This window comes from Micromonospora sp. U56 (assembly GCF_018070095.1).
GTDB classification, from domain to species: domain Bacteria; phylum Actinomycetota; class Actinomycetes; order Mycobacteriales; family Micromonosporaceae; genus Micromonospora; species Micromonospora purpureochromogenes.
On sequence record NZ_JAGPYL010000108.1, the window covers coordinates 1 to 21,350 of the forward strand.

Below are 21,350 nucleotides of genomic sequence, written 5' to 3' on the forward strand. Positions count from 1 at the left end.
TCGACGAAGTCGCCCACGAACTGAACACCCGCCCCCGCCAGACGCTGAGCTGGGCAACCCCAACCCAGCGCCTGGCTCAACTCATCGCGCCCTGACGATTGCACTCACCACTTGACGCCGCCCGGCGCGCCACGGCAACAACTTCATGATCAACGGGGACGACCGGCGGCGGCGATGGCTTGGCGGACGGTCCGGGGGATGTAGGTGGGGTCGAGGGTGTCCTGCCAGGTGAAGCGGAGGATGGACCAGCCGGCGTTGATCAGCCGGTTCTGTCTGCGGCGGTCGGCGAAGACCGCCTCGGGGGTGTCGTGTGCGACTCGGCCGTCGGCTTCGGCGATCACCCTGGGACCACGCCAGCCCAGGTCCCCGATGCCGAGCAGGTAGCCGTCGTCGTCCCGCACCGCCAACTGCAGAGTGTCCGGCGGAACCTTGCCGTCGACGCAGCGCAGGCGAGCCCGGGTCTCCAGCGGCGACTGCGCTCGACCGTCCGCCTCCGCCAGATAGCCACGGGCGGCTACGGCGCCTCGCCGACCACGGATGAGTCGAGCGGCACCCAGCAGATCGTCCTCGGTCACGAGCCGGCGATTCAGGGCCGAGTCGAGCACCGAGACCGCCGGATAGCGGTCCTCGCTCAGGATCAGGTCAGCGACCGTGCGCAACGGGGCGCTGGCCGGGATGCCGTCGATCCGAACCAACTGCCGCACGCCAATGGCCAGTTGATGGACGACCACTTCCGGATGAGCCAGTCGGGCAGGCCGGGCCACCCGACCCGGGACCGACAGATGGATCTCCTCGGTCGACCGACACCCGGCAATACCGTGCAGCTCGGCAGCGGTCCGCAGGACGGCAGCCGCCGCGGGACCGAAGGAGGCGACGGCCGCACGAATCCGCGCCTTCCTCGGTACGCCGTCATGCAGGTCGGCGTCGACCAGGTAGCAGGCCCGGGCCACCGCACGCCAACGGCCCGCCCGGCACAGTCGCTGCACCTCGTGCACCGTGAAGCCGGCCGCCCGCGCCTGCGCCAGCGTGACAATTCCGTCCCGCAGAGCCGCGACCCGCCGCACCACCGCCAACGCATCCACACCAACCGACTGTCCCGGTCAGCAAAGCCCCCCAAAACCCCCTGTGGAAGACCCCTCCCCCCTGTGGACAACCTCCCACTAGCCCGGGTGCGTCGATCATGAAGTTATTGCGCCGACACGCCGAGGTGGGCGGCAATAACTTCATGATCGACGGTGGGGAGGGAGGGGTTAGGGGAAGAGGGGGTGGCGGACTACGTTTTCTTCGCGGCCGGGGCCTACGCCTACGACGCTGACGCGGGTGCCGGTGATCTCTTCGATTCTGGCGATGTAGCGGCGGGCGTTCTCCGGGAGGTCTTCCTCGGTTCTGGCCTTGGTGATGTCCTCCCACCAGCCGTCGAGCTCTTCGTAGATCGGCTTGGCGTGGTGGAAGTCGGTCTGGGTCATCGGCATGTCGTCGAAGCGCTCGCCGTTGATCTCGTACCCGACGCAGATCGGCACCTTCGCCATGCCGGTGAGCACGTCCAGCTTGGTGACCACCAGGTCGGTGACGCCGTTGAGGCGGCAGGCGTACCGGGCGACGACGGCGTCGAACCAGCCGCAGCGGCGCTCCCGGCCGGTCGTGGTGCCGTACTCGTGGCCGATCTTGCGCAGGTGCTGGCCGTTGTCGTCGAACAGCTCGGTCGGGAACGGCCCGGAACCGACCCGGGTGGTGTACGCCTTGCTCACCGCGATCACCCGGTTGATCGCCGTCGGCGGGATGCCCGCGCCCACGCACGCCCCACCGGCCGTCGGGTTCGACGAGGTCACGAAGGGGTAGGTGCCGTGGTCCATGTCGAGCATGGTGGCCTGGGCGCCCTCCAGCAGCACGGTCTCGCCGCGGTCCAGCGCGTCCCAGAGCATCACCCGGGTCTCCGCGATGTACGGCTTGAGGCGCTCTGCGTACTGGAGGTACTCCTCGATCGTCGCGTCGACGTCGATCGCCTTGCGGTTGTAGATCTTGAACAGCAGCTGGTTCTTCTCACGCAATGCGAGTTCCAGCTTCTTGCGCAGGATGCCCGGGTCGAGCAGGTCCTGGAGCCGGATGCCCATCCGGGCGACCTTGTCGCCGTACGCCGGGCCGATGCCCCGGCCGGTGGTGCCGATCCGGGCCGAGCCGAGGTAGCGCTCGACCACCCGGTCCAGCGCCCGGTGGTGCGGCATGATCAGGTGCGCGTCGCCGGAGATGCGCAGCCGGGAGACGTCCACGCCGCGCTCGGCGAGCCCGTCGATCTCGGCCAGCAGCACCTTCGGGTCGACCACCACGCCGTTGCCGATGACGATCATCGCGCTCGGCGAGAGCGCCCCGGACGGCATCAGGTGCAGCGCGTACTTCTGCCCGTCCGGAGTGATCACCGTGTGACCGGCGTTGTTGCCGCCGGAGTAGCGCACGACGTAGTCGACCCGCTCACCCAGCAGGTCGGTAACCTTGCCCTTGCCCTCGTCGCCCCACTGAGCGCCGATGAGCACGATCGCTGGCATCTTCTCCGCCTCCAGAAGGCTCGGGTGCCAGGTGGCGACCGGTTGGCGAGCCCGGGGTGTCAGGCTAACAAGTAGTGACGGCGGGACCGGCAGGGGTCGCGTCGAGAGGCAGGAGGCCCGGAGTGTACGACGTGGTGCTGCTCACCCTCGGCTCGGAGCGGGACGCTTCCGGTGGGGGCTGCGGCAGCGGCGGAGCCTGCTGCGGTGGCGCGACCGAGGCTGCCGGCGCGGAAGCGCCGAAGCCGACCGAGGAGCGCTGCGAGACGCCGCGCGTACCGGTGCTGGCCTGCGCGGACGCGCTGACCGCCCGGGGCGCCCGGGTGGAGACCGTCACCGCCCGCTCGGACGCCGAGATCGACGAGGTGCTGGCCCGGCTCGACGCCCCCGCCCGCCCCGACGGCCTCACCTGGCCCGACCCCGACTCCAAGACCCGGCTGGTCGTCGCCACGGCCAGTGACGCACAGTTGCGCGCCGTGCTGCGCCGGCTGGTCCGGCGGTACGCCCCACCGCCCAGCCGCCGCCCGGCGGACCTGGCCGGCAACCGTACGGTGCCGGACCTGCCGCCGATCGGCGTACTCCCGCTCGACCCCGCCCGGAGCGGCACGCGGGGTGACCTGGCGGCGCAGCTCGGGCTGCCCCGCGACCCGGCGGCGGTGGCCGCCGCGGTGCTCGACGGCACCGCTCGCCGGCTCGACCTGCTGCGCAACGACGCCGGCTCGGTGACCCTGGACGGCGCGCTGCTCGGCGCGGCCGACGACGCGGGGCGCCCGCTGCACTGGCGCGGCCGGGTCGAGGTGGACGACGCGGTGCTCTCCGACGGCGAGGACCTGATCCTGGCCTGCGCGATCGGCAACGCCGGCGGGTACGCGTCCCTGGACGGGCTGCCGCTGCTGACCGCTCCGGACCCGACCGACGGCATGGTCGAGGTGGCGGTGGCCGTGCCGGTGGTCACCCGGAAGGCGTTCGGCCGGAAGCGGATCCGGTTCGAGGTCCGCCGGGCCCGGGGCCGGGCGGTCGCGGTCGTCCCCCGGGACGAGAAGGTCCCGTTCCTCGACGACGGCGTGGAGGGCGAACTGAGCCGCAAGCGGTCCTGGTGGACCGAGGCGAGCGCCTGGGCGGTCTGGACAAGCTGACCCGGAACGCGTTCCGCTACGTTCCGTGACCAGAACGGGACGGCCTATCCTCGGCAGGAGGAATGGGGAGGAACCGTGGTGGACGAGAACGCCGACCGGGGCCGGCTGCCCGGCCCGCCTGCGGTGCCGGAGCGGGACATCGAACCGCTCTGGCCGCCCGACGCGACCGACACCGCCCCGACCTGGGGCGTCCAGGCCTCGCCGCTGTACCCGTCGCTGACCGCCGAGGTCAACGCCGCCCCCGCCGCCGACGGCTGGGCGGCACCCCCGCCGGACGGCGACTGGGCGTCCCTGCGCGCCGACGAACCGGCCCCGCCGCCGATACCGGCGTACACGGCCGGCCCCGACGACTGGTCCGCCACCCCGGCCGACGCGGGCGAGGAACACCCCTCCCAGCTCGGCCGCGACATCAGCGCCGGTGCGGGTGCCGCCACTGGCGGCGCCCCGGTGAGTGCTGGCGGCGGCCCGGCCGGTGGGGACAGCGCGCGCGGCCTGGTCGGCGCCGAACAGCTCGCTGGCGGCGGCCCGCCCCCGACGGGGTTCGCGGCGAACGGAAACGGCGGGGCCGGCACGAACGGCGCGGCGGCCAGCCCGACCACTCCGGCCACGGGCGACACGACCACCGGCCCGAGCGCCACCCCCGACGGCACCTTCGTCGGACACGGTGCCCCGCCGACGACCAGCGCGGCGGCCAGCCCGGCCGCTCCAGCCACGGGCGACACGACCACCGGCCCGAGCGCCACCCCCGACGGGAGCTTCGCCGGACACGGCATCCCGGCCACCAACGGCACCGCAGCCGGCCCCAACATTCCCACCGCGAGCGGCACTGCCGCCGGCCCGAGCATCCCAGCGACCAACGGCAGGGCCGCCGAACCCGAAATGGTGGCCGAGGCCAGCTTGCCGGCCGGGCACGCCGTCGCGGCCGCCGAAGCGGGCCCGGTGACCGGGGAGGCGCGACCCCAGGCCGAGCCGGAGCCGGCGGAGGACGCCCGACCGCCGACCCAACCCGCGCCGGCACCCCGGGTCGGGCAGCCGGCGGTCGATCTGGACCTGCCCTTCACCATGGACCAGCCGATCACCGCGCCCGAGCCGCACACCGCGCCGGGCACCCCGGTCGTACCCGTGGCGAGCATCCCGCAGGCGGCCCGAGGACAGGGCGAGTCGCCGTGGGCCCAGCCACCGCAGCGCTCCGCCGCCGCCGGCGACGCGGCGATGCGCGGCGACGCGGCGATGCGCGGCGACGCGGCGATGCGCGGCGACGCGGCGATGCGCGGCGACGCGGCGATGCGCGGCGACGCGGCGATGCGCGGGGACGCGGCGGTGTACGGCGACGCGGCGATGCGCGGCGATCACGGCGGAGCCGCGATCGGGGACGAGGCGATCGGCAGCGCGACGGTGCCCGGCCAACCCGCGGCACCCACGCCCCCGGCGCCGAAGCTGGGTCCGTTCCCGCCCTCGCCGGGCACGCCACTGACGCCGCCCGGCCCGCACCCGCCGACGGAGTACCCACCGGGGCCCACGCTCGCGGTGCCGCCTGCGCCCGCCGGCCCGCCGCAGCCCGGGCCGATGACGCCCGGGCCGCCGGGGCCGCAGCCGCCCGGCGGGTGGTACCAGCCGTCCTGGCAGGAGGGCACCCCGCCGGCCGGGCTGCCCCGGCAGTCGTACCCGGAGCCGCCGGCGCGGGCGGCGCAGGGCGGCTACCCGGACGCGGGTTGGACGCCGGACGGCGCATCGGCGCCGACCGCCGAGGACTTCGCCCGCCGCCGGCAGGCCCGCCCGGCCGACCCGGTCGCCACCATGGGGGTACGGGCGGTGGTCAACAAGATCGGCCTGAAGCTGCCGCCGGGGCGGCACGAGCAGGAGATCAAGCGGGACGTCGAGATGGTCCGCCGCAACTTCGGCGGGCTGCGCCAGGTGACCGTGGTGAACCCGAAGGGCGGCGCCGGCAAGACGGTGGCCATCCTGCTGCTCGCGATGACCTTCGGTCAGAAGCGCGGCGGGTACGTGCTGGCCTGGGACAACAACGAGACCCAGGGCACCCTGGGCATGCGCGCCCAGCAGGACTTCCACTCCCGTACGGTCCGGGACATGCTGCGTGACCTCGGGCAGTTCCAGGGTGCGCACGGCCGGATCGGCGACCTGTCGCAGTACGTCCGCTCGCAGGGCGAGGGGATGTTCGACGTGCTCGCCTCGGACGAGTCGGCCACCGGCGGCGAGATGCTCACCGCGGCGGCCTTCGCGGAGATCCGTGAGGTGGTCAGCCGGTTCTACAAGCTGATCTTCGTGGACACCGGGAACAACGTCCGGGCGCAGAACTGGCAGGCGGCGATGGACGCCACCGACCAACTGGTGGTGACCATGTCGGCCCGGAACGACTCGGCGGAGACGGCCGCCCGGATGCTCGACCACCTGGAGCAGAGCGGCCGGCAGCGGCTGGTCCGGCAGGCGGTGACGGTGGTGTCGATGCCGCCGTCCCGCAAGGAGATCGACCTGCCGGCGATCCAGGAGCACTTCGCCGCCCGCACCCGGGCGGTGCTGCTCGCGCCGTACGAGCGTCTGATCGACACCGGGGAGCCGATCCGGTACGGCGGGCTCTCCGCCGCCACCCGGGACGCCTGGCTGAAGATCGCCGCCGCGGTGGCCGAGGGGCTGTAGCCGCGACGGCCAGCCCGATCACCGCCGGGCCGGCCGTCGCGACGGGTCACTCGCTGGCGAGGGCGTCCCCGGCGGCCGGGTCGCAGTCGCGCAGGAACTGCGCGCAGCGGGCCGCCTCGTCCGCCTCGCCGATCTCCCCCGCCGCCCGGGACAGGACGTACAGGCAGCGGAGAAAGCCCTGGTTGGGGCCGTGCGACCAGGGCACCGGGCCGTGGCCCTTCCAGCCGCTGCGGCGCAGCTGGTCCAGGCCCCGGTGATAGCCGGTGCGGGCGTAGGCGTAAGCGGGGATGACCTGGCCGGCGTTGAAGGCCCGGGTCGCCAGCACCGCCCAGGCCGCGCTGTAGGTCGGGAAGCGGGCCGCGACCTCGGCGTACGCCTCGTCGGTGCCCCGCTCGGCGGCGGCCGCGAGCGTGGCGTCGGCCTCCTCGTGCGCGGGCAGGAGGGTGGCCGGTGGCTCAGGCAACAGGTTCTGCATCGTCCCATTCAACCGGCTTCGCCCCACCGCGCGCGAGAGGATCGGCCCAGCGCGCTGGCTGAACGGGGGAGGCCTTCGTCACGCCTGCGGCCCATGCCGCCGCGAGATGTTTTCCATTACAACTATTAATCCGGAGCCTCCCCAGGACCCGGTTACGCAGGAGCCCGGTGGTCTCGACCGCCGGGCTCCTGTCGTTCCGGCCCCCGGACCGGCAGGTTTGGGCCATTGCCCGGGTCGGGCAGGATGGCCTGGTGCCGACCCCACCTCCCGCGGACGTCATCGCGCCGCACGACACCAACCACGACGAGATCGAGACCCGCGCCGAGTTCGACCGGCGGCTGGCGACCGGCAGCCTCGCCGGCCTGACCGTGCAGGGGCTCCGCCTCGACCTGGAGCCGAACCCCGACCTGACCCGCACCGAGGTCGCCGGCGCCCTCTTCGTCGGCTGCCGGTTCGCCTCCCGAGAGGTCGGCGCCGACCTGGTCCGGCGCGGGGCGAACGTGGTGCCGCCCTTTTCCGGCCTGCCGTACCCGACCCAGCCGTCGCACCTCTACACCCCCGGGGAGCTGGCCGCCGGGTTCGCCGAGGGCGGCTTCGCCGGGATGTACGACACCCGGGTGTACGCGCACTTCCGCGAGCACGGCGGCGCGCTGCCGGACGTCCGGGAGGCGCTCGGCCAGCGGCTGCACGACCACGGCGTGGACAACGCGCTGGTCGACGCCACCCGGTCCTGGCTCGCAACGCACGGGCCGCAGTCGGTGGTGGGGGTGATGGGCGGGCACGCCGTGCCGCGCGGCAGCGTGCCGTACCGGATGGCGGCGGTGCTGGGTTGGGAGCTGGCGCGGGCCGACCGGCTGGTGGTGACCGGCGGCGGACCGGGCGTGATGGAGGCGGCCAACCTCGGCGCGTTCCTCGCGGGTCGGCCGGCCGAGGAGCTGACCGCCGCGATCGACCTGCTCGCCGTGGCACCGGACTTCACCGACCACGACCGCTACACGGCGGCCGCGCTGGCGGTCCGCGAGCGGTACGCGACCGGGCCGGCCGTTCCGCAGCAGCGGGCGCCGGAGCTCGACTGGGCCCGCTCCGGCGGGCTGGCGATCCCCACCTGGCTGTACGGGCACGAACCGGCGAACCTCTTCGCCGGGCGGATCGCCAAGTACTTCTCCAACGCCATCCGGGAGGACACGATCCTGCGGCTGGCCCGGGGCGGGATCGTCTTCGCGCCCGGCCGGGCGGGCACCGTGCAGGAGGTGTTCCAGGCGGCGACGAAGACCTACTACGGCACCGACGGGGCGAGCGGGGCGTACGTCTTCCTGGACCGCGCGTACTGGACCCGGGAACTGCCGATCGAGTCGCTGCTGCGGCCGCTGTTCGCGGCGTCCCCGTTCGGTGACCTGTCGACCACCGTGCACCTGACCGACGACGTCCGGGAGGCCGTCCGGGTGCTCACCGCGACCGCCTGAGACGCCGACGGCCGGCTCCCGGGCGGGGAGCCGGCCGTCGTGCTGGCAGCTGTTACTTCATCTTGGTGCCGGTCGAGCGCAGGTGCTCGCAGGCCTCGACGACGCGGGCGGCCATGCCGGCCTCGGCGGCCTTGCCCCAGACGCGCGGGTCGTACATCTTCTTGTTGCCGACCTCGCCGTCGACCTTCAGCACGCCGTCGTAGTTGCGGAACATGTGGTCCGCGACCGGACGGGTGAAGGTGTACTGGGCGTCGGTGTCGATGTTCATCTTGACCACGCCGTAGTCCAGCGCTTCGCGGATCTCCGACAGCAGCGAGCCCGAGCCGCCGTGGAAGACCAGGCTGAGCGGCTTCTCCTTGCCGTACTTGGCGCCAACCGCCATCTGGATGTGGTCGAGGACCTCGGGGCGGAGCTTGACGTTGCCCGGCTTGTAGACGCCGTGCACGTTGCCGAAGGTCAGCGCCGCCATGTAGCGGCCCTTCTCGCCGAGGCCGAGCGCCTCCACCATGGCCAGGCCGTCCTCGACCGTGGTGTAGAGCTTCTCGTTGATGGCGTTCTCGACGCCGTCCTCCTCGCCGCCGACCACGCCGACCTCGATCTCGAGGACGATCTTGCCCTTGGCGGCCTCGTCGAGGAGCTGCGCGGCGATCTCCATGTTCTCCGCCACCGGCACGGCCGAGCCGTCCCACATGTGCGACTGGAACAGCGGCTCCTCGCCGCGCTTCACCCGCTCCTGAGAGATCCCCATCAGCGGCCGGACGAACTTGTCCAGCTTGTCCTTCGGGCAGTGGTCGGTGTGCAGCGCGATGTTGACCGGGTAGTTCTTGGCCACCTCGCGGGCGTACGCGGCGAACGCCACCGCGCCGGTGACCATGTCTTTGACCGACGGGCCGGACAGGTACTCGGCACCGCCGGTGGAGACCTGGATGATGCCGTCGCTCTCCGCGTCGGCGAAGCCCTTCAGCGCCGCGTTCAGCGTCTGCGACGACGTCACGTTGATCGCCGGGTACGCGAACCGGCCGGACTTGGCCCGGTCCAGCATCTCCGCGTAAGTCTCGGGGGAAGCGATGGGCATGTCGAACGCTCCTTACTTACCGCTCTCGGCCGAGCTGGCCGCTGTCTTCCATCGGGTGCGCCGGACCGCGCTGTCCACCGCCGGCAGTATCCCGTAGAAGGTGGCGGCGGGCACAACCGCCTCCCCTCACCGGTCCTCCAGACTGTCCGGTACGGCGACGCTGATCAGCCAGCTCACCACCGCCATCACGATGGCCCCCCAGAAGGCGGCCCAGAAACCGTCCACCCGGAACGGCAGGTCGAGCCCACCCGCGATCCAGTCCGTCAGCAGGAACAGCAGCGCGTTCACCACCAACGCGATCAGACCGAGGGTGAGCAGGTAGAACACGCAGCCGACCACCTTGATGACCGGCTTGAGCACGGCGTTGACCACGCCGAAGATCAGCGCCACCACGATCAGGGTGAACGCCGTCTCAGCGCCGTTGCGGCCGGTCACGTCGACGCCGGGCACGATCAGCGTGGTGACCCACAGCGCGACCGCGGTGATCGCCAGCCGGATCAGGAAGCCCACGCCTCCATCCTGGCACCGCCGGAAGGCCCCGGTGGGACGATCCACCGAGTCCGCCTGCCGCGCCCACCGGGCACCCGCGCCGCGCAGCCCGTACGGTGTGGGGGACAGTCCGCCGGAACCAGGGAGGGACGATGGGTCAGCCCGACGAGGACTTCGCGCCGAGCGACCACCTCAGCCCGGAGGAGCGCGACCTGGAGGCCGAGCCGGCCGACGCGGTCGAGCAGGCCGCCTCGATCGACCCGGGCGACGCCGAGGCCGAGCCGCACCGGGGCCTGGAGGTCGGCGACTGGGACGCGATGGAGCAGGCCCGGGTGGTCACCGGCGACGAGGACGACTACCGCTGAGACCCCAGGGCGGTCACCCGGTCGGGGTTCGCCGCCGCCCACTCGGCCAGCCGGTCCTGGCGTAGCGCGGTCAGCAGGGCCGGTGCGGCACGCTCGTCGAGCAACAGGTTGCCCGGCCGCTTCGGCGAGTCGACGGTCGGCAGGGCGAGACCGACCGGAGCGGCCCGGGACGCCTGCACGGTGCGCGTGAGAAGCTCCGGCAGCGAGGCGTCGCCGGTGTCGGTGACCAGGTCCGGGCCGAGGGCGGCCAACAGCCGGCTCAGTGCCACCGGATTGTGCAGGGTGTCCCCACTGTCGAGCTGCCGCACCAGCCCCACCGCGTACCGCTGGGCGTTGCGGTCCCGATCCTGGCCTCCCCCGGTCATCCCGATGCGCTGGCGGAGCAGATCGACCGCCTCCCTGCCATCCAGCCGCTGGCACCCGGCCGGGAAGACGCGTCGGGTGTGCACCGAGCGGACCTGCTCCGGCAGGCAGACCTCCACCCCGCCGACGCCGTCGGTGAGTCGCCGCAGCACCGGGTACGTCAGCACCGCGCCGGCGTCGATGCGTACGCCGGTGGTGTCGCCGACCACCCGACGGGTCAGGTCGTAGCCCCGGCGCAGGTCGGGCCGCGATGCGGTGGCGCCGAACTGGAAGGAGCTGTTCAGCTTGTCGATGCCGTGCCCGGGGATCGCCACCATCAGGTCGCGCGGCAGCGACACGAGATACAGCCGGCTCCGGTCCGCCGGGACGTGCACCAGCAGCACCGAGTCGGCGCGGGGGGCGGAATCGGCGCCGCGGACCCGTGGATCGGGGGCACCGTCCACCCCGACCAGCAGCACGTTCAGCGGACCGTCGGGCGTGACCCGGTCGGCGGGGAACTCCGCGGTGGCGTTCTGCCCGCCGAGCGGCGGGACGACCTGCGGCACCGCGAGGCCCAGCAGGCCCAGCACCGCCAGCGCGGCGGCCCCGGCCCGGAGCCGGCGGCGCCGACGGCGACGGCGTACGACGATCCGGTCGACGGCCGCCCGCAGCGGCCCGGCCGGCGGGGTCAGCGACTCGTGGCGGGCGAAGGCGGCCCGCAGCTCGGCCTCGGTCATGAGCAGACCTCCACGTGTTCGGCGCGCAGCGTGGCCAGGGCGCGGGAGATGGACGACCGGACGGTCCCGACGGCGCAGCCGAGGATCTCGGCGATCTCCGCGTCGGGCAGGTCCTCGTAGTAGCGGAGCACCAGGCTGGCGCGCTGCCGGCGGGGCAACCGAGCCAGCCACGACCAGACCTGGTCGCGCTCCACGGCGTCCTGGGCGTGGTCGGCGGCCGACGGCGCGGACTCCTCCGGCTCGCCACGCAGCAGCACCCGACGCATCCAGGAGCCCCGCCGCCAGTCGACGTACTGGTTGGTCAGCATCCGGCGCACGTAGCGCTCCGGGGACTCCGCCCGGGCCACCCTCCGCCAGTTCAGTTGGACCCGGACCATCGTGTCCTGCACCAGGTCCTGCGCCTGGTGCGGATCGCCGGTCAGCATGACCGCGTACCGCAGCAGCGCGGTCAGCCGCGAGTCGGCGAACTCCTCGTACGTCACTGCACCTCCCGGTGTCCCGACCTTGATGACGGAAGTGGGCGCCCGGAACGTTGCGCCGCCCGCTCGCCGGGCGCGGCAGGCCGGCGGAGAGTGCCATCCGTGAGAGGCTGACCACGCTCCGCCACCGATCGGGAGGACAGTCGATGCTCCGGCACTCCATCCGGCGCTGGCTCGCCGGCGCGGCCGTCGCGGGCGCGTTCCTGGCCGCCACCGCCGCTCCCGCGACCGCGGCCGGCGAACTCCGGATCGCCGCCCGGGACCTGCTGGTCGCCCCGGGACACACCGCTCCCGGCGCGGTACGGGTCGACGGCGACTCCTCCCCCGCCGGCAGCCCGGTGACCCTCGACATCGACCTGTCCGGGTGGGACTCGCTGGGCACCTTCACGGTGACCAACGACGGCGGGTGGGACTGCGCCCGGCGCGCCGACACCCTACGCTGCCTGGGCGCTTTCGGCAGGTGGAGCCGGACGCCCACCCTCTACTTCCAGCTCACCGCGCGGGCCGACGCTCCGCTGGACGGGCGGGCCGAGCTGACCGTCCGGGCCGTCTCGGCCGGCGGCACGGCCACCCGGAAGATCACGGTCACCGTGGTCGAGGGGGTCGACCTGGTCACCGAGCCGAAGACCGCGCTGCGCGCCGGGCCCGGCGGCACCGTCGACCTGACCAGCACCGTACGCAATGCCGGCCCGGCGCCGGTGCACGGCGCGGTGCTGACCCTCGACGCCGACATGGACGTCATGTCGGTCGACAACTTTCGCAATTGCCGACGCGCCGAGGCCCGACCCACCATCTGCCGGTTCGACACCGAACTGGCGCCCGGGGTCAGCTACCGGCTGTCGGCACCGCTGCCACTCACCCTCAAGACGTTCCTGCGCAGCGGCCTCGTGCTGCCCAACCGCCTGCAGTGGTGGACCCTCGACGACTGGGCGCTGGTCGAGCAGGACCCGGACGTGCCGCTCCCACCGGACACCCCCGGCACCGGCGACGAGTTGCGTCTGGTGGCGGAGTCGACGGCGCGGCAGACCGACACCGCCGCCTGGAACAGCTGGACCGCGGTGGGCATCACCGTCACCGGCGACCGGACCGCGGATGCGGCCGCCGTCGGGGGGCGGGTCAGCGCCAAGGTCGGCGACCGGGTGACGGTGACGCCCGGATTCCGCAACCACGGGCCTACGGCGGTGGAGACCTGGCGGGAGATCCCGCTCGTGCGGTTCCGCATCCCCGACGGCACCACCGCGGTCGAGGTGCACTGGGGGTGCGCACCGATCGGCGGCGGCCCCTGGAAACCCGGCGACACGTACGGCCAACCGGGTGCGCGGGAGTACGGCTGCAGCGGCCCGGGCGACATTGCCGGTGTCGGCGAGACCGTCTCGTACTTTGTCACCCTGCGGGTGGACCGGCTGCCGCGGCCGACCGCCGGGCGAGTGACCATCGACGTCGAGGCCGACACCGACCCGGCCAACGACCGGGCGGAGATCGTGCTCGTCCCGCCGGCCGGAAGCGGCGGCAACGGCGGTGGCGACGACTCGCTGCCCATCACCGGCGGATCGACCGCGCTGACGATGGCCGTCGGCGGGCTGCTGCTCGCCGCCGGTACGACGGGGGTCCTGCTGGCCCGCCGCCGACGCACCGACTTCGTCGCCTGACCAGCACCGCGTCACGCCCCGTCGCCGTACCGGGGACAGGGCGTCGCCGGGGCCCGCCCGTTGCGCCGAAGATGCTCAGCCGTTCGGCTCGTTTGCCTGGTCCGGACGCCATTCGGGGTGACGCGGTGTTTTAAGGAGTCCTTAAGATCCGCAGGCTCCACCTGTACACCCCCACGGGAGGAACCCCCAATGCTCACGCACTCCACCCGGCGCTGGCTCGCCGGGTTGGGCGTCGCAGGCGCGTTCGTCGCCGCCTCCGCCACCCCCGCCCACGCGGCAGACCCCCTGGAGATCGCCGCCTGGGACGTCCTGGTCGCCCCGGGACACAGCACGTACAACTTCATCGCCACATACATCGCGGGCGAGGAACAGCCGAAGAGCGCGACCCTGGACCTGGACCTGTCCGCGGTCAACGACGTCGCCACCATCGAGCTGATCACCTCCGACTGGGAGTGCGTCCCCTCCGGCGAAACGCTGCACTGCGAGGCGGACGCCACGGAGTGGGGTGTGCCCAGCCTCGACTACTACCTGACCGCCAAGGCGGACGCGAAGCCCGGGCAGAAGGCCGAGCTGGGCATCAAGGCGACCGGCGGCGGCCAGGCGGCCAGCAGGAGCGTCACGGTCACCATCGCCGAGGGCGTCGACCTCCAGTCCGAGCCGGAGGCCAAGGCCGACGGCGATCCGGGCGCCACAGTGGGGCTGCCCGGCGACGTGGTCCGCAACTCGGGCGACAACACGGCGCACGGCGCGGTGCTGCGGCTGCAGACCGACTACCGCAGCCCGTACGTCGGCAACTTCAGCAACTGCGAAGACTTCGAGCGCCGGGCCATCATCTGCACCTTCGACAGCGACCTGGAGCCGGGCAAGAGCTACCGGCTCTCCGAGAAGCTCCCGGTCAAGCTGGACAAGGGTGCCCGTACGGGCAGCGAGCTGACGAACTACGTCGACTGGCTGACCAAGGACGACTGGGCCCAGATCATCGACGACGAACCCGGCTCTTCGCTGCCGCCGAGCACCCCGGGCGACGAGCTCAGCCTGGTCGAGCTGCCGGCCGCCCGGCAGGCGTCCGTCCCGCAGACCGACGTGGACCAGTCGAACAACTTCACGATCGTCGACATCAAGGTCGGCGGCGACAACCCGGCCGACCTGGCCGCCGTGGGCGGCACCGCCGCCGGCAAGGTCGGCGACAAGGTCACGGTGACCGCCGGCTTCACGAACCTGGGTCCCGCCACGGTGGACGCCTGGCGGCTCACCGAGCCGATCGTGACCGTGGAGATCCCGCAGGGCACCGAGGCGATCGAGGTCTCGGAGGAGTGCGCGCCGTACGACAAGGACAGCGAGGAGCCCTGGTATCCCTGGGATCACGCGGGTGAGCCGGGCGCCGACCTGTACGGCTGCATCTCCGCCGGGGACCCGGAGCCGGGCGTGGGCGGCAAGTACCCGTTCACCCTGCGGATCGACAAACTGACCGGGCCGACCTCCGGCAAGGTGACCACCCACCTGGACGGCGACCCGAAGGCGGACAACAACGAGGCGGCCGTCGTCATCAAGCCGGGCAACGGCGGCTCGGGCGACGGTGGCAACGGTGGCGGCGACGGTGGCTCGCTGCCGATCACCGGTGAGAACACGGGCCTGATCGCCGGCATCGGCGGCCTGCTGCTCGCCGCCGGCGTCGGCGGCTACGTGGTGGCCCGCCGCCGCACCCGCTTCGTCGCCTGATTCACCGCACCATCCGGCGCGCCCGCCGACCGGCTGGTCGGCGGGCGCGCCGTCGGGCGCGACCGGTGACACCGGACGCGTCCACCGACTCTTCCACACCACCTCACGGGAGGAACCCCCCATGCTCACGCACTCGACCCGGCGCTGGCTCGCCGGGCTGGGCGTGGCCGGCGCGATCGTCACCGCCGCTGCCACCCCCGCCTCGGCCGAGGAGTCGGCCGTCGACCTCGGCCTCTACTTCGCCGACACGACCCTGGCCGTCGGCTCCGAGGGCAAGATCGACTCGCCCATCCTGTACAGCTCCGAGCCGGTCGTCCTGCACGGCCTGAGCGTGCGCTACGACTACCGCGACCTCGCCGGCAAGGTGACGGTCAAGCCCGAGGGCACGCCGAGCGGGGACTGCGCCTCGCCGGAGGAGAACGTCCTGGTCTGTACCGACCCATTCGAGGTCGGTCTGGACGACTGGGGCATGGGCGGCTACTTCAGCGTGGTGCTCGCACCGACCGGCGACGCCAAGGACGGCGACACCGGCGAGCTGAAGGTGACCGTCGGCGCGGAGGGCGCCACCTCGGCCACCCACACCGCCAAGGTGCGGGTCGGCGAAGGCGTGGACCTGGCCGGCCGCACCGAGGTGAAGCGGTCAGCGGCGCCGGGCGGCACCTTCACCGCTCCGCTGACGGTCCGCAACGTGGGAACGACCACCGCCAAGGGTGCCGTGGTCATCTTCGACCACGACCGGGCCATCCGCCCGAGCGAGAAGTTCAACAACTGCACCTACGAGGGCGACGAGCTGCGTACCTGCCGCTTCGACAGCCTCACCGCGGCGCCGGGCGAGAACTGGACCTCGGCGGTGAACTACACCCTGGGCAAGGACACCTACGCCCCGGGCAAGGAGTACGGCTACCACAACTGGATGACCGTGGCCGAGTTCGAGGACTTCGCGGCGTACCTCGACAACCTGGGCATCTCGGTCGGCAAGCCGGGTAACGGGGGCAACCTCACCCTGACCAAGGCGGGCGCCCTCAGCGGTTTCCAGGCCGACACCAACCCGGACAACAACTGGTCCGGCATGGAGGTCTCGGTCACCGGCAAGAACGGCGTGGACCTGGCCGCCATCGGCGACTCGGTCACCGGCAAGGCCGGCGAGGTCGTGAACGCCACCGTCGGCGTTCGGAACAACGGCCCGGCGTCGCTGGACTTCAACCGTTCCGGCAGCCCGGTCACGAAGATCGACGTCACCGTGCCGACCGGCACCACCGCGGTCGAGGTGCCGGAGGTCTGCGTGCCGTTCGACGGCAAGCAGGAAGACTGGGACAACGCCGGCAAGCCAGGCGAGAAGGCGTACCGGTGCTGGCCGGACCTCTACATCGCCGCGGGCGAGGAGCAGACCGTCGAGTTCGGCCTGCGGATCGACAAGGTCGTGCCGAACGCCACCGGCACCGTGACGATCAACGCCAAGTGCGAGTGCGAGGGCTTCACCGAGGACATCAAGCCGGCCAACGACACCGCGAAGCTGCTGGTGAACGCGACCGGCGGCAACGGCGGCGGTGACGGCGGCGGTGACGGCGGCACGCTGCCGATCACCGGTGAGTCCACCGCGCTGGTCGCCGGCATCGGCGGCCTGCTGCTCGCCGCCGGCGTCGGCGGCTACGTGGTGGCCCGCCGCCGCCGGACCCGCTTCGTCGCCTGACCCACCCCGCACCACCCGGCGCCCCGTCGACCCCAGGTCGGCGGGGCGCCGCCGTCCCCCCGCCAAGGCCGAACCGCCGGCCAATCTGTCCTTCACCCAGCACGTCCGCCGAAGAGCGCCAGCACCACCAGACCCCGAACCAGAAGCAGCACGCCGGCCGCACCCTGCGCCGGCGCACGCAGCTCAACCCCGTCGGGTTTCCGGGGGAGCCCCACCCGCGCAGGGATCAAGCCTGACCGCCCGGAGCGGGTGGGGCTCCCCCGGAAACCCCACCCACAAAAAGAGGGCGACGCAAGATCGAAACCCCTGAGACCATGAGCCCGTGCTGCTCACCCTGACCACCACCCACCGGCCGGCGACCGACCTCGGGTACCTGCTGGTCAAGCACCCTGACCGGGTCCAGTCGTTCGAACTGCCGGCGGGCACCGCACACGTCTTCTACCCAGAAGCGAACGAGGACCGGTGCACCGCCGCCCTGCTGGTCGAGGTCGACCCGCAGCGGCTCGGCGTGGGGCGGCGTGGCGGCCGGAAGCAGGCCCGCACCCCGGAGAGCTTCACCCTCGGGCAGTACGTCAACGACCGGGCGTACGCCGCGTCCAGCCTGCTCGCCTCGGCACTGTCCACGGTGTTCCGGTCGGCGCTGCGCGGCGAGTCCCGGGACCGCCCGGAGCTGGCCGGCACCGCGGTCCCACTGGAGGTACGGGTGCCGGTGCTGCGCTGCCGCGGCGGCGGCGACGTGGCCGGGCGGCTCTTCGCCCCGCTGGGCTGGACGGTCACCGCCACCCCGATCCCCCTGGACGAGCAGCACCCCGACTGGGGTGACAGCCGGTACGTCGACCTCGTCCTGACCGGCACCCTCCGGGTCGCCGACGCCCTCAACCACCTGTACGTCCTGCTGCCCGTGCTGGACGACGCGAAGCACTACTGGGTGGCCCCGGACGAGATCGACAAACTGCTCCGCGCCGGCGCGGGCTGGCTGGCCGACCACCCGGACCGGGCCCTGATCACCCGGCGCTACCTGGCCCACCGCCGGGCGCTGGCCGGGCAGGCGCTGGCCCGGCTGACCGACCTGCGCCTCGCCGACGAGCCCCTGCCCGACGACAGCATCGACGAGCCCCCGGCCGACCCGGGACCCGTGGCCGGCGTGCCCGGATCCGACGCCGGCACCCCGCAGAACGAGGCCGGCGCAGCGGGACACGAAGGCGGAGCGGCCCGGACGACGGACGCGGCCGGACCGGGGCGGGCCTCGCTCGCGGTGCGGCGGCGCGAGGCGGTGCTCGCCGCCCTGGCGGCCAGCGGCGCGACCCGGGTGCTCGACCTCGGCTGCGGTGGTGGCGCGCTGCTCACCGCCCTGGTCGCCGACCGGCGCTACACGGAGGTGGTCGGCACCGACGTCTCCACCCACGCGCTGACGCTGGCCGCCCGTCGGCTGCGCCTGGACCGGCTGCCGGAGCGGCAGCGCGACCGGATCCGGCTCTGGCAGTCCGCCCTCACCTACCGGGACGACCGGCTGCGCGGCTACGACGCGGCGGTGCTGATGGAGGTGATCGAGCATCTCGACGCGCCCCGGCTGCCAGCGCTGGAGGACGCCGTGCTGGGTCACGCCCGGCCGGGCACCGTGGTGGTGACCACGCCGAACGTCGAGTACAACGTCCGCTACGAGGGGCTACCGGCGGGGCGGTTCCGGCACGCCGACCACCGCTTCGAGTGGACCCGCGCCGAGTTCGCCGCCTGGGTCGGGCGGGTGGCCGCGACGTACGGCTACAGCGCCACGATCGGCGGCGTCGGGGAGGAGGACCCCGAGGTGGGCTTCCCCACCCAGCTGGCCGTCCTGACCACGACCGAAAACACCATGACCGAGGACACCACCACCGACCGGAAGGAGGAGCGCCGATGACCACCCTCGACATCCCCGAGCTGGCCCTGGTGGCGCTGGTCGGCGTCTCCGGATCGGGCAAGTCGACCTTCGCCCGCCGGCACTTCCTGCCCAGCCAGGTGCTCTCCTCGGACATGTTCCGGGCGATGGTCGCCGACGACGAGAACGACCAGTCCGCCTCCGCCGACGCGTTCGAGGCGCTGCACCACATCGCCGCCACCCGGCTGCGTCGGGGCCGGTTGACGGTGGTCGACGCGACCAACCTCCAGTCGCACGCCCGGGCCGCCCTGGTCCGGGTGGCCCGGGAGCACGACGTGCTGCCGGTGGCGATCGTGCTGGACGTGCCGGAGGCACTGGCCTGGGAGCGGACCCAGGGGCGGGCCGACCGGACCTTCGGCCGGCAGGTCCTGACCCGGATGCAGCGGGACCTGCGCCGGACGTACGGGCTGCTGGCCCGGGAGGGCTTCCGCAAGGTGCACGTGCTGCGCGGCGTCGAGGAGATCGAGGCCGCGGAGATCCGGTACGAGAAGCTCTTCAACGACCGGCGGGAGCTGACCGGGCCGTTCGACATCGTCGGTGACGTGCACGGCTGCCGGGAGGAGTTGGAGGCGCTGCTGCTCCGGCTCGGCTGGTCGCTGCGCCGCGACGACGCGGGCCGCCCGGTGGACGCGGTGCACCCGGCTGGTCGTACCGCGGTCTTCGTGGGTGACCTGGTGGACCGCGGCCCGGACTCCCCCGGCGTGCTCCGCCTGGTGATGGGGATGGTGGCGGCCGGGCACGCGATCTGCGTGCCGGGCAACCACGAGCAGAAGCTGCTGCGCAAGCTGCGTGGCCGGGACGTGCGGCTCACCCACGGCCTGGCCGAGACGATGGCCCAGCTGGAGTCGGAGTCGGCGGAGTTCGTCGCGGAGGTCTCCGCCTTCGTCGACGGCCTGGTCAGCCACTTCGTGCTGGACGGCGGCCGGCTGGTGGTGGCGCACGCCGGCCTGAAGGAGGCCTACCAGGGCCGCGCGTCCGGCCGGGTCCGCGCGTTCGCGCTCTTCGGGGAGACCACCGGGGAGACCGACGAGTACGGCCTGCCGGTGCGCTACCCGTGGGCCCGCGACTACCGGGGCTCGGCCATGGTCGTGTACGGCCACACGCCGACTCCGGAGCCGGAGTGGGTGAACAACACCATCTGCATCGACACCGGCTGCGTCTTCGGCGGCCGGCTCACCGCTCTGCGCTACCCGGAGAAGGAACTGGTCGCCGTCCCGGCGGTCAAGGAGTGGTACGCCCCGGTCCGCCCGCTGGTCAGCACCCCGGCCCGACCGGACACGGTGCTGGACCTGACGGACGTCACCGGCCGCCGGCACCTCGAGCACGCGTACGGGACGCTGACCGTGCCGGCGGAGAACGCCGCCGCCGCGCTGGAGGTGATGAGCCGGTTCGCAATCGACCCGGGCCGGCTGGTCTGGTTGCCACCGACCATGGCGCCCTGCTCGACCTCCACCGTCGAGGGCTTCCTGGAGCACCCGACGCAGGCGTTCGAGGACTACCGGGCGGCGGGCGTGGACCGGGTGGTCTGCGAGGAGAAGCACATGGGCTCGCGGGCGGTGGTGCTGGTGGAGCGGGAGCCCACCGGTGGGCCGTTCGGCGGCGGCGTGGTGCACACCCGCACCGGCCGGCCGTTCTTCGGCGCGCCGCTCGACGAGCGGTTGCTGGCCCGGGTACGCGCGGCGGTGACCGCCGCCGGCCTCTGGGCCGAACTGGGCACCGACGCGCTGCTGCTCGACTGCGAGCTGCTGCCCTGGTCGGCGAAGGCGGGCGGGCTGATCCGCGAGCAGTACGCCAGCGTCGGCGCGGCCGGCCGGGCGGCGCTGCCGGCGGTGCTCGCCACGCTGGACGCCGCCGCGACCCGGGGGCTGCCGGTGGACGGGCTGCGGGAGCGGATGGCGGCCCGCCACGCCGAGGTGGCCGGCTATTCGACGGCCTACCGGGCGTACGTGGCGCCGACCGACGGGCTGCGCGGGGTGACCCTGGCGCCGTTCGCGGTGCTGGCGGGCGCGGGCGTCAGCTTCGTCGACCGGGACCACGGCTGGCACCTCGACCTGGCCGACCGGCTCTGCGCGGCCGACCCGGAGTTCTTCACCCCGACCCGGCGGCAGGTGGTCGACCTCGCCGACACCGCCGCGGTGGCGGCTGCCACCAACTGGTGGCTGGAGCTGACGTCGGCCGGGGGCGAGGGCATGGTGGTCAAGCCGTACGCCGGGCTGGCCGCCCGGTCGGCGCGCGGCTCGCTGCTCCAGCCGGGGATCAAGTGCCGGGGCCGGGAGTACCTGCGGATCATCTACGGCCCGGGTTACACCGCCCCCGATCAGCTCGCCGCGCTGCGCCGCCGTTCGCTGGGCCGCAAGCGGGGCCTGGCCCTGCGCGAGCACGCCCTCGGCCTCGCCGCCCTCGACGCATTCGCCGACAACGCCCCCCTCTGGCGCCGCCACGAACTCGTCTTCGCCATCCTGGCCTGCGAATCCGAACCCGTCGACCCCCGCCTCTGACCCCGCGCCCACCCCCGAGATTCGCGCACTTTCGGAGAAAGCGTCGCCATTTCGCGCTCCATGGCCACGCTTTCTCTGAAAGTGCGGGCAAGGGCCCGGGGGGCGGGGGTGGGGCGGGGTGGGGTG

Annotated in this window: 16 protein-coding genes; 9 read left to right on the forward strand and 7 right to left on the reverse strand. The window is 73.3% G+C overall.

The features are described from left to right. Positions 1-149: 149 nt before the first annotated feature. Both KBX37_RS26870 and KBX37_RS26875 read right to left on the reverse strand, forming a co-directional pair. Entirely contained in the window at positions 150-1,082 is a 933-nt protein-coding gene (locus KBX37_RS26870; RefSeq protein ID WP_210778679.1) for a hypothetical protein, read from the reverse strand. Positions 1,083-1,250: 168 nt separating this feature from the next. After that, complete coding sequence (locus tag KBX37_RS26875; RefSeq protein WP_210778680.1) at positions 1,251-2,540, reverse strand: adenylosuccinate synthase; 1,290 nt, start codon at positions 2,538-2,540, stop codon at positions 1,251-1,253. Positions 2,541-2,662: 122 nt separating this feature from the next. On the opposite strand from KBX37_RS26875, the gene KBX37_RS26880 reads away from it, so the two are divergent. Together KBX37_RS26880 and KBX37_RS26885 are read left to right on the forward strand one after the other, a co-directional pair. Further along, the gene (locus KBX37_RS26880; protein ID WP_210778681.1) at positions 2,663-3,673 is read left to right on the forward strand and encodes a hypothetical protein; all 1,011 of its coding nucleotides are present in this window, start codon (positions 2,663-2,665) and stop codon (positions 3,671-3,673) included. Between the two features lie 879 nt (positions 3,674-4,552). Beyond that, positions 4,553-6,328 carry a chromosome partitioning protein gene (locus tag KBX37_RS26885; RefSeq protein WP_247659006.1) on the forward strand — a complete coding sequence of 592 codons (1,776 nt, stop codon included), beginning with the start codon at positions 4,553-4,555 and terminating at the stop codon, positions 6,326-6,328. A 46-nt stretch (positions 6,329-6,374) separates the two neighbouring features. On the opposite strand, the gene KBX37_RS26890 is transcribed toward KBX37_RS26885, so the two are convergent. Then, positions 6,375-6,803, reverse strand: a complete 429-nt coding sequence (locus tag KBX37_RS26890) for a DUF3151 domain-containing protein (RefSeq protein ID WP_210778682.1) — start codon at positions 6,801-6,803, stop codon at positions 6,375-6,377. A gap of 251 nt (positions 6,804-7,054) precedes the next feature. Between KBX37_RS26890 and KBX37_RS26895 the strand changes: the two genes are divergently transcribed. After that, complete coding sequence (locus KBX37_RS26895) at positions 7,055-8,266, forward strand: LOG family protein (protein ID WP_210778683.1); 1,212 nt, start codon at positions 7,055-7,057, stop codon at positions 8,264-8,266. A gap of 52 nt (positions 8,267-8,318) precedes the next feature. Here the strand turns inward: KBX37_RS26895 and fbaA are convergent, their stop codons facing one another. Both fbaA and KBX37_RS26905 read right to left on the reverse strand, forming a co-directional pair. Further along, positions 8,319-9,341 (reverse strand): class II fructose-bisphosphate aldolase, encoded by a 1,023-nt coding sequence (gene fbaA, locus KBX37_RS26900; RefSeq protein ID WP_210778684.1) that lies wholly within the window; start codon positions 9,339-9,341, stop codon positions 8,319-8,321. Positions 9,342-9,467: 126 nt separating this feature from the next. Continuing rightward, a complete protein-coding gene (locus tag KBX37_RS26905; RefSeq protein ID WP_210778685.1) occupies positions 9,468-9,851 on the reverse strand; it encodes a phage holin family protein in 384 nt (127 codons plus the stop codon). A 131-nt stretch (positions 9,852-9,982) separates the two neighbouring features. On the opposite strand from KBX37_RS26905, the gene KBX37_RS26910 reads away from it, so the two are divergent. Continuing rightward, complete coding sequence (locus KBX37_RS26910) at positions 9,983-10,195, forward strand: hypothetical protein (protein WP_210778686.1); 213 nt, start codon at positions 9,983-9,985, stop codon at positions 10,193-10,195. Here the strand turns inward: KBX37_RS26910 and KBX37_RS26915 are convergent. Together KBX37_RS26915 and KBX37_RS26920 are read right to left on the reverse strand one after the other, a co-directional pair. Next, positions 10,186-11,274 (reverse strand): LCP family protein, encoded by a 1,089-nt coding sequence (locus KBX37_RS26915; RefSeq protein ID WP_210778687.1) that lies wholly within the window; start codon positions 11,272-11,274, stop codon positions 10,186-10,188. The two genes, KBX37_RS26910 and KBX37_RS26915, sit on opposite strands and share 10 nt — an antisense overlap. Next, a complete protein-coding gene (locus tag KBX37_RS26920) occupies positions 11,271-11,756 on the reverse strand; it encodes a SigE family RNA polymerase sigma factor (protein ID WP_210778688.1) in 486 nt (161 codons plus the stop codon). Before KBX37_RS26920 ends, KBX37_RS26915 begins: the two co-directional genes overlap by 4 nt. Positions 11,757-11,899: 143 nt before the next feature. On the opposite strand from KBX37_RS26920, the gene KBX37_RS26925 reads away from it, so the two are divergent. The 5 genes from KBX37_RS26925 (at position 11,900) to KBX37_RS26945 (ending at position 21,224) form a co-directional block, all read left to right on the forward strand. Then, positions 11,900-13,402: an LPXTG cell wall anchor domain-containing protein gene (locus KBX37_RS26925; protein ID WP_210778689.1), complete on the forward strand. Its 1,503-nt coding sequence runs from the start codon at positions 11,900-11,902 to the stop codon at positions 13,400-13,402. Positions 13,403-13,591: 189 nt separating this feature from the next. Continuing rightward, complete coding sequence (locus KBX37_RS26930) at positions 13,592-15,121, forward strand: LPXTG cell wall anchor domain-containing protein (RefSeq protein ID WP_210778690.1); 1,530 nt, start codon at positions 13,592-13,594, stop codon at positions 15,119-15,121. A gap of 121 nt (positions 15,122-15,242) precedes the next feature. Next, positions 15,243-16,811 (forward strand): LPXTG cell wall anchor domain-containing protein, encoded by a 1,569-nt coding sequence (locus KBX37_RS26935; RefSeq protein ID WP_210778691.1) that lies wholly within the window; start codon positions 15,243-15,245, stop codon positions 16,809-16,811. 322 nt (positions 16,812-17,133) lie between these two features. Then, positions 17,134-18,708 (forward strand): 3' terminal RNA ribose 2'-O-methyltransferase Hen1, encoded by a 1,575-nt coding sequence (locus KBX37_RS26940; protein ID WP_210778692.1) that lies wholly within the window; start codon positions 17,134-17,136, stop codon positions 18,706-18,708. Then, positions 18,705-21,224: a polynucleotide kinase-phosphatase gene (locus KBX37_RS26945; protein ID WP_210778693.1), complete on the forward strand. Its 2,520-nt coding sequence runs from the start codon at positions 18,705-18,707 to the stop codon at positions 21,222-21,224. Before KBX37_RS26940 ends, KBX37_RS26945 begins: the two co-directional genes overlap by 4 nt. The last annotated feature ends 126 nt before the right edge of the window (positions 21,225-21,350 follow it).

Excerpts from the sequence above, each read along its gene's own strand:
- KBX37_RS26875 (WP_210778680.1), bottom strand. The coding sequence starts at position 2,540 with ATGCCAGCGATCGTGCTCATCGGCGCTCAGTGGGGCGACGAGGGCAAG.
- KBX37_RS26885 (WP_247659006.1), top strand. The coding sequence starts at position 4,553 with ATGGTGGCCGAGGCCAGCTTGCCGGCCGGGCACGCCGTCGCGGCCGCC.
- KBX37_RS26890 (WP_210778682.1), bottom strand. The coding sequence starts at position 6,803 with ATGCAGAACCTGTTGCCTGAGCCACCGGCCACCCTCCTGCCCGCGCAC.
- fbaA (WP_210778684.1), bottom strand. The coding sequence starts at position 9,341 with ATGCCCATCGCTTCCCCCGAGACTTACGCGGAGATGCTGGACCGGGCC.
- KBX37_RS26910 (WP_210778686.1), top strand. The coding sequence starts at position 9,983 with ATGGGTCAGCCCGACGAGGACTTCGCGCCGAGCGACCACCTCAGCCCG.
- KBX37_RS26915 (WP_210778687.1), bottom strand. The coding sequence starts at position 11,274 with ATGACCGAGGCCGAGCTGCGGGCCGCCTTCGCCCGCCACGAGTCGCTG.
- KBX37_RS26925 (WP_210778689.1), top strand. The coding sequence starts at position 11,900 with ATGCTCCGGCACTCCATCCGGCGCTGGCTCGCCGGCGCGGCCGTCGCG.
- KBX37_RS26930 (WP_210778690.1), top strand. The coding sequence starts at position 13,592 with ATGCTCACGCACTCCACCCGGCGCTGGCTCGCCGGGTTGGGCGTCGCA.
- KBX37_RS26935 (WP_210778691.1), top strand. The coding sequence starts at position 15,243 with ATGCTCACGCACTCGACCCGGCGCTGGCTCGCCGGGCTGGGCGTGGCC.
- KBX37_RS26945 (WP_210778693.1), top strand. The coding sequence starts at position 18,705 with ATGACCACCCTCGACATCCCCGAGCTGGCCCTGGTGGCGCTGGTCGGC.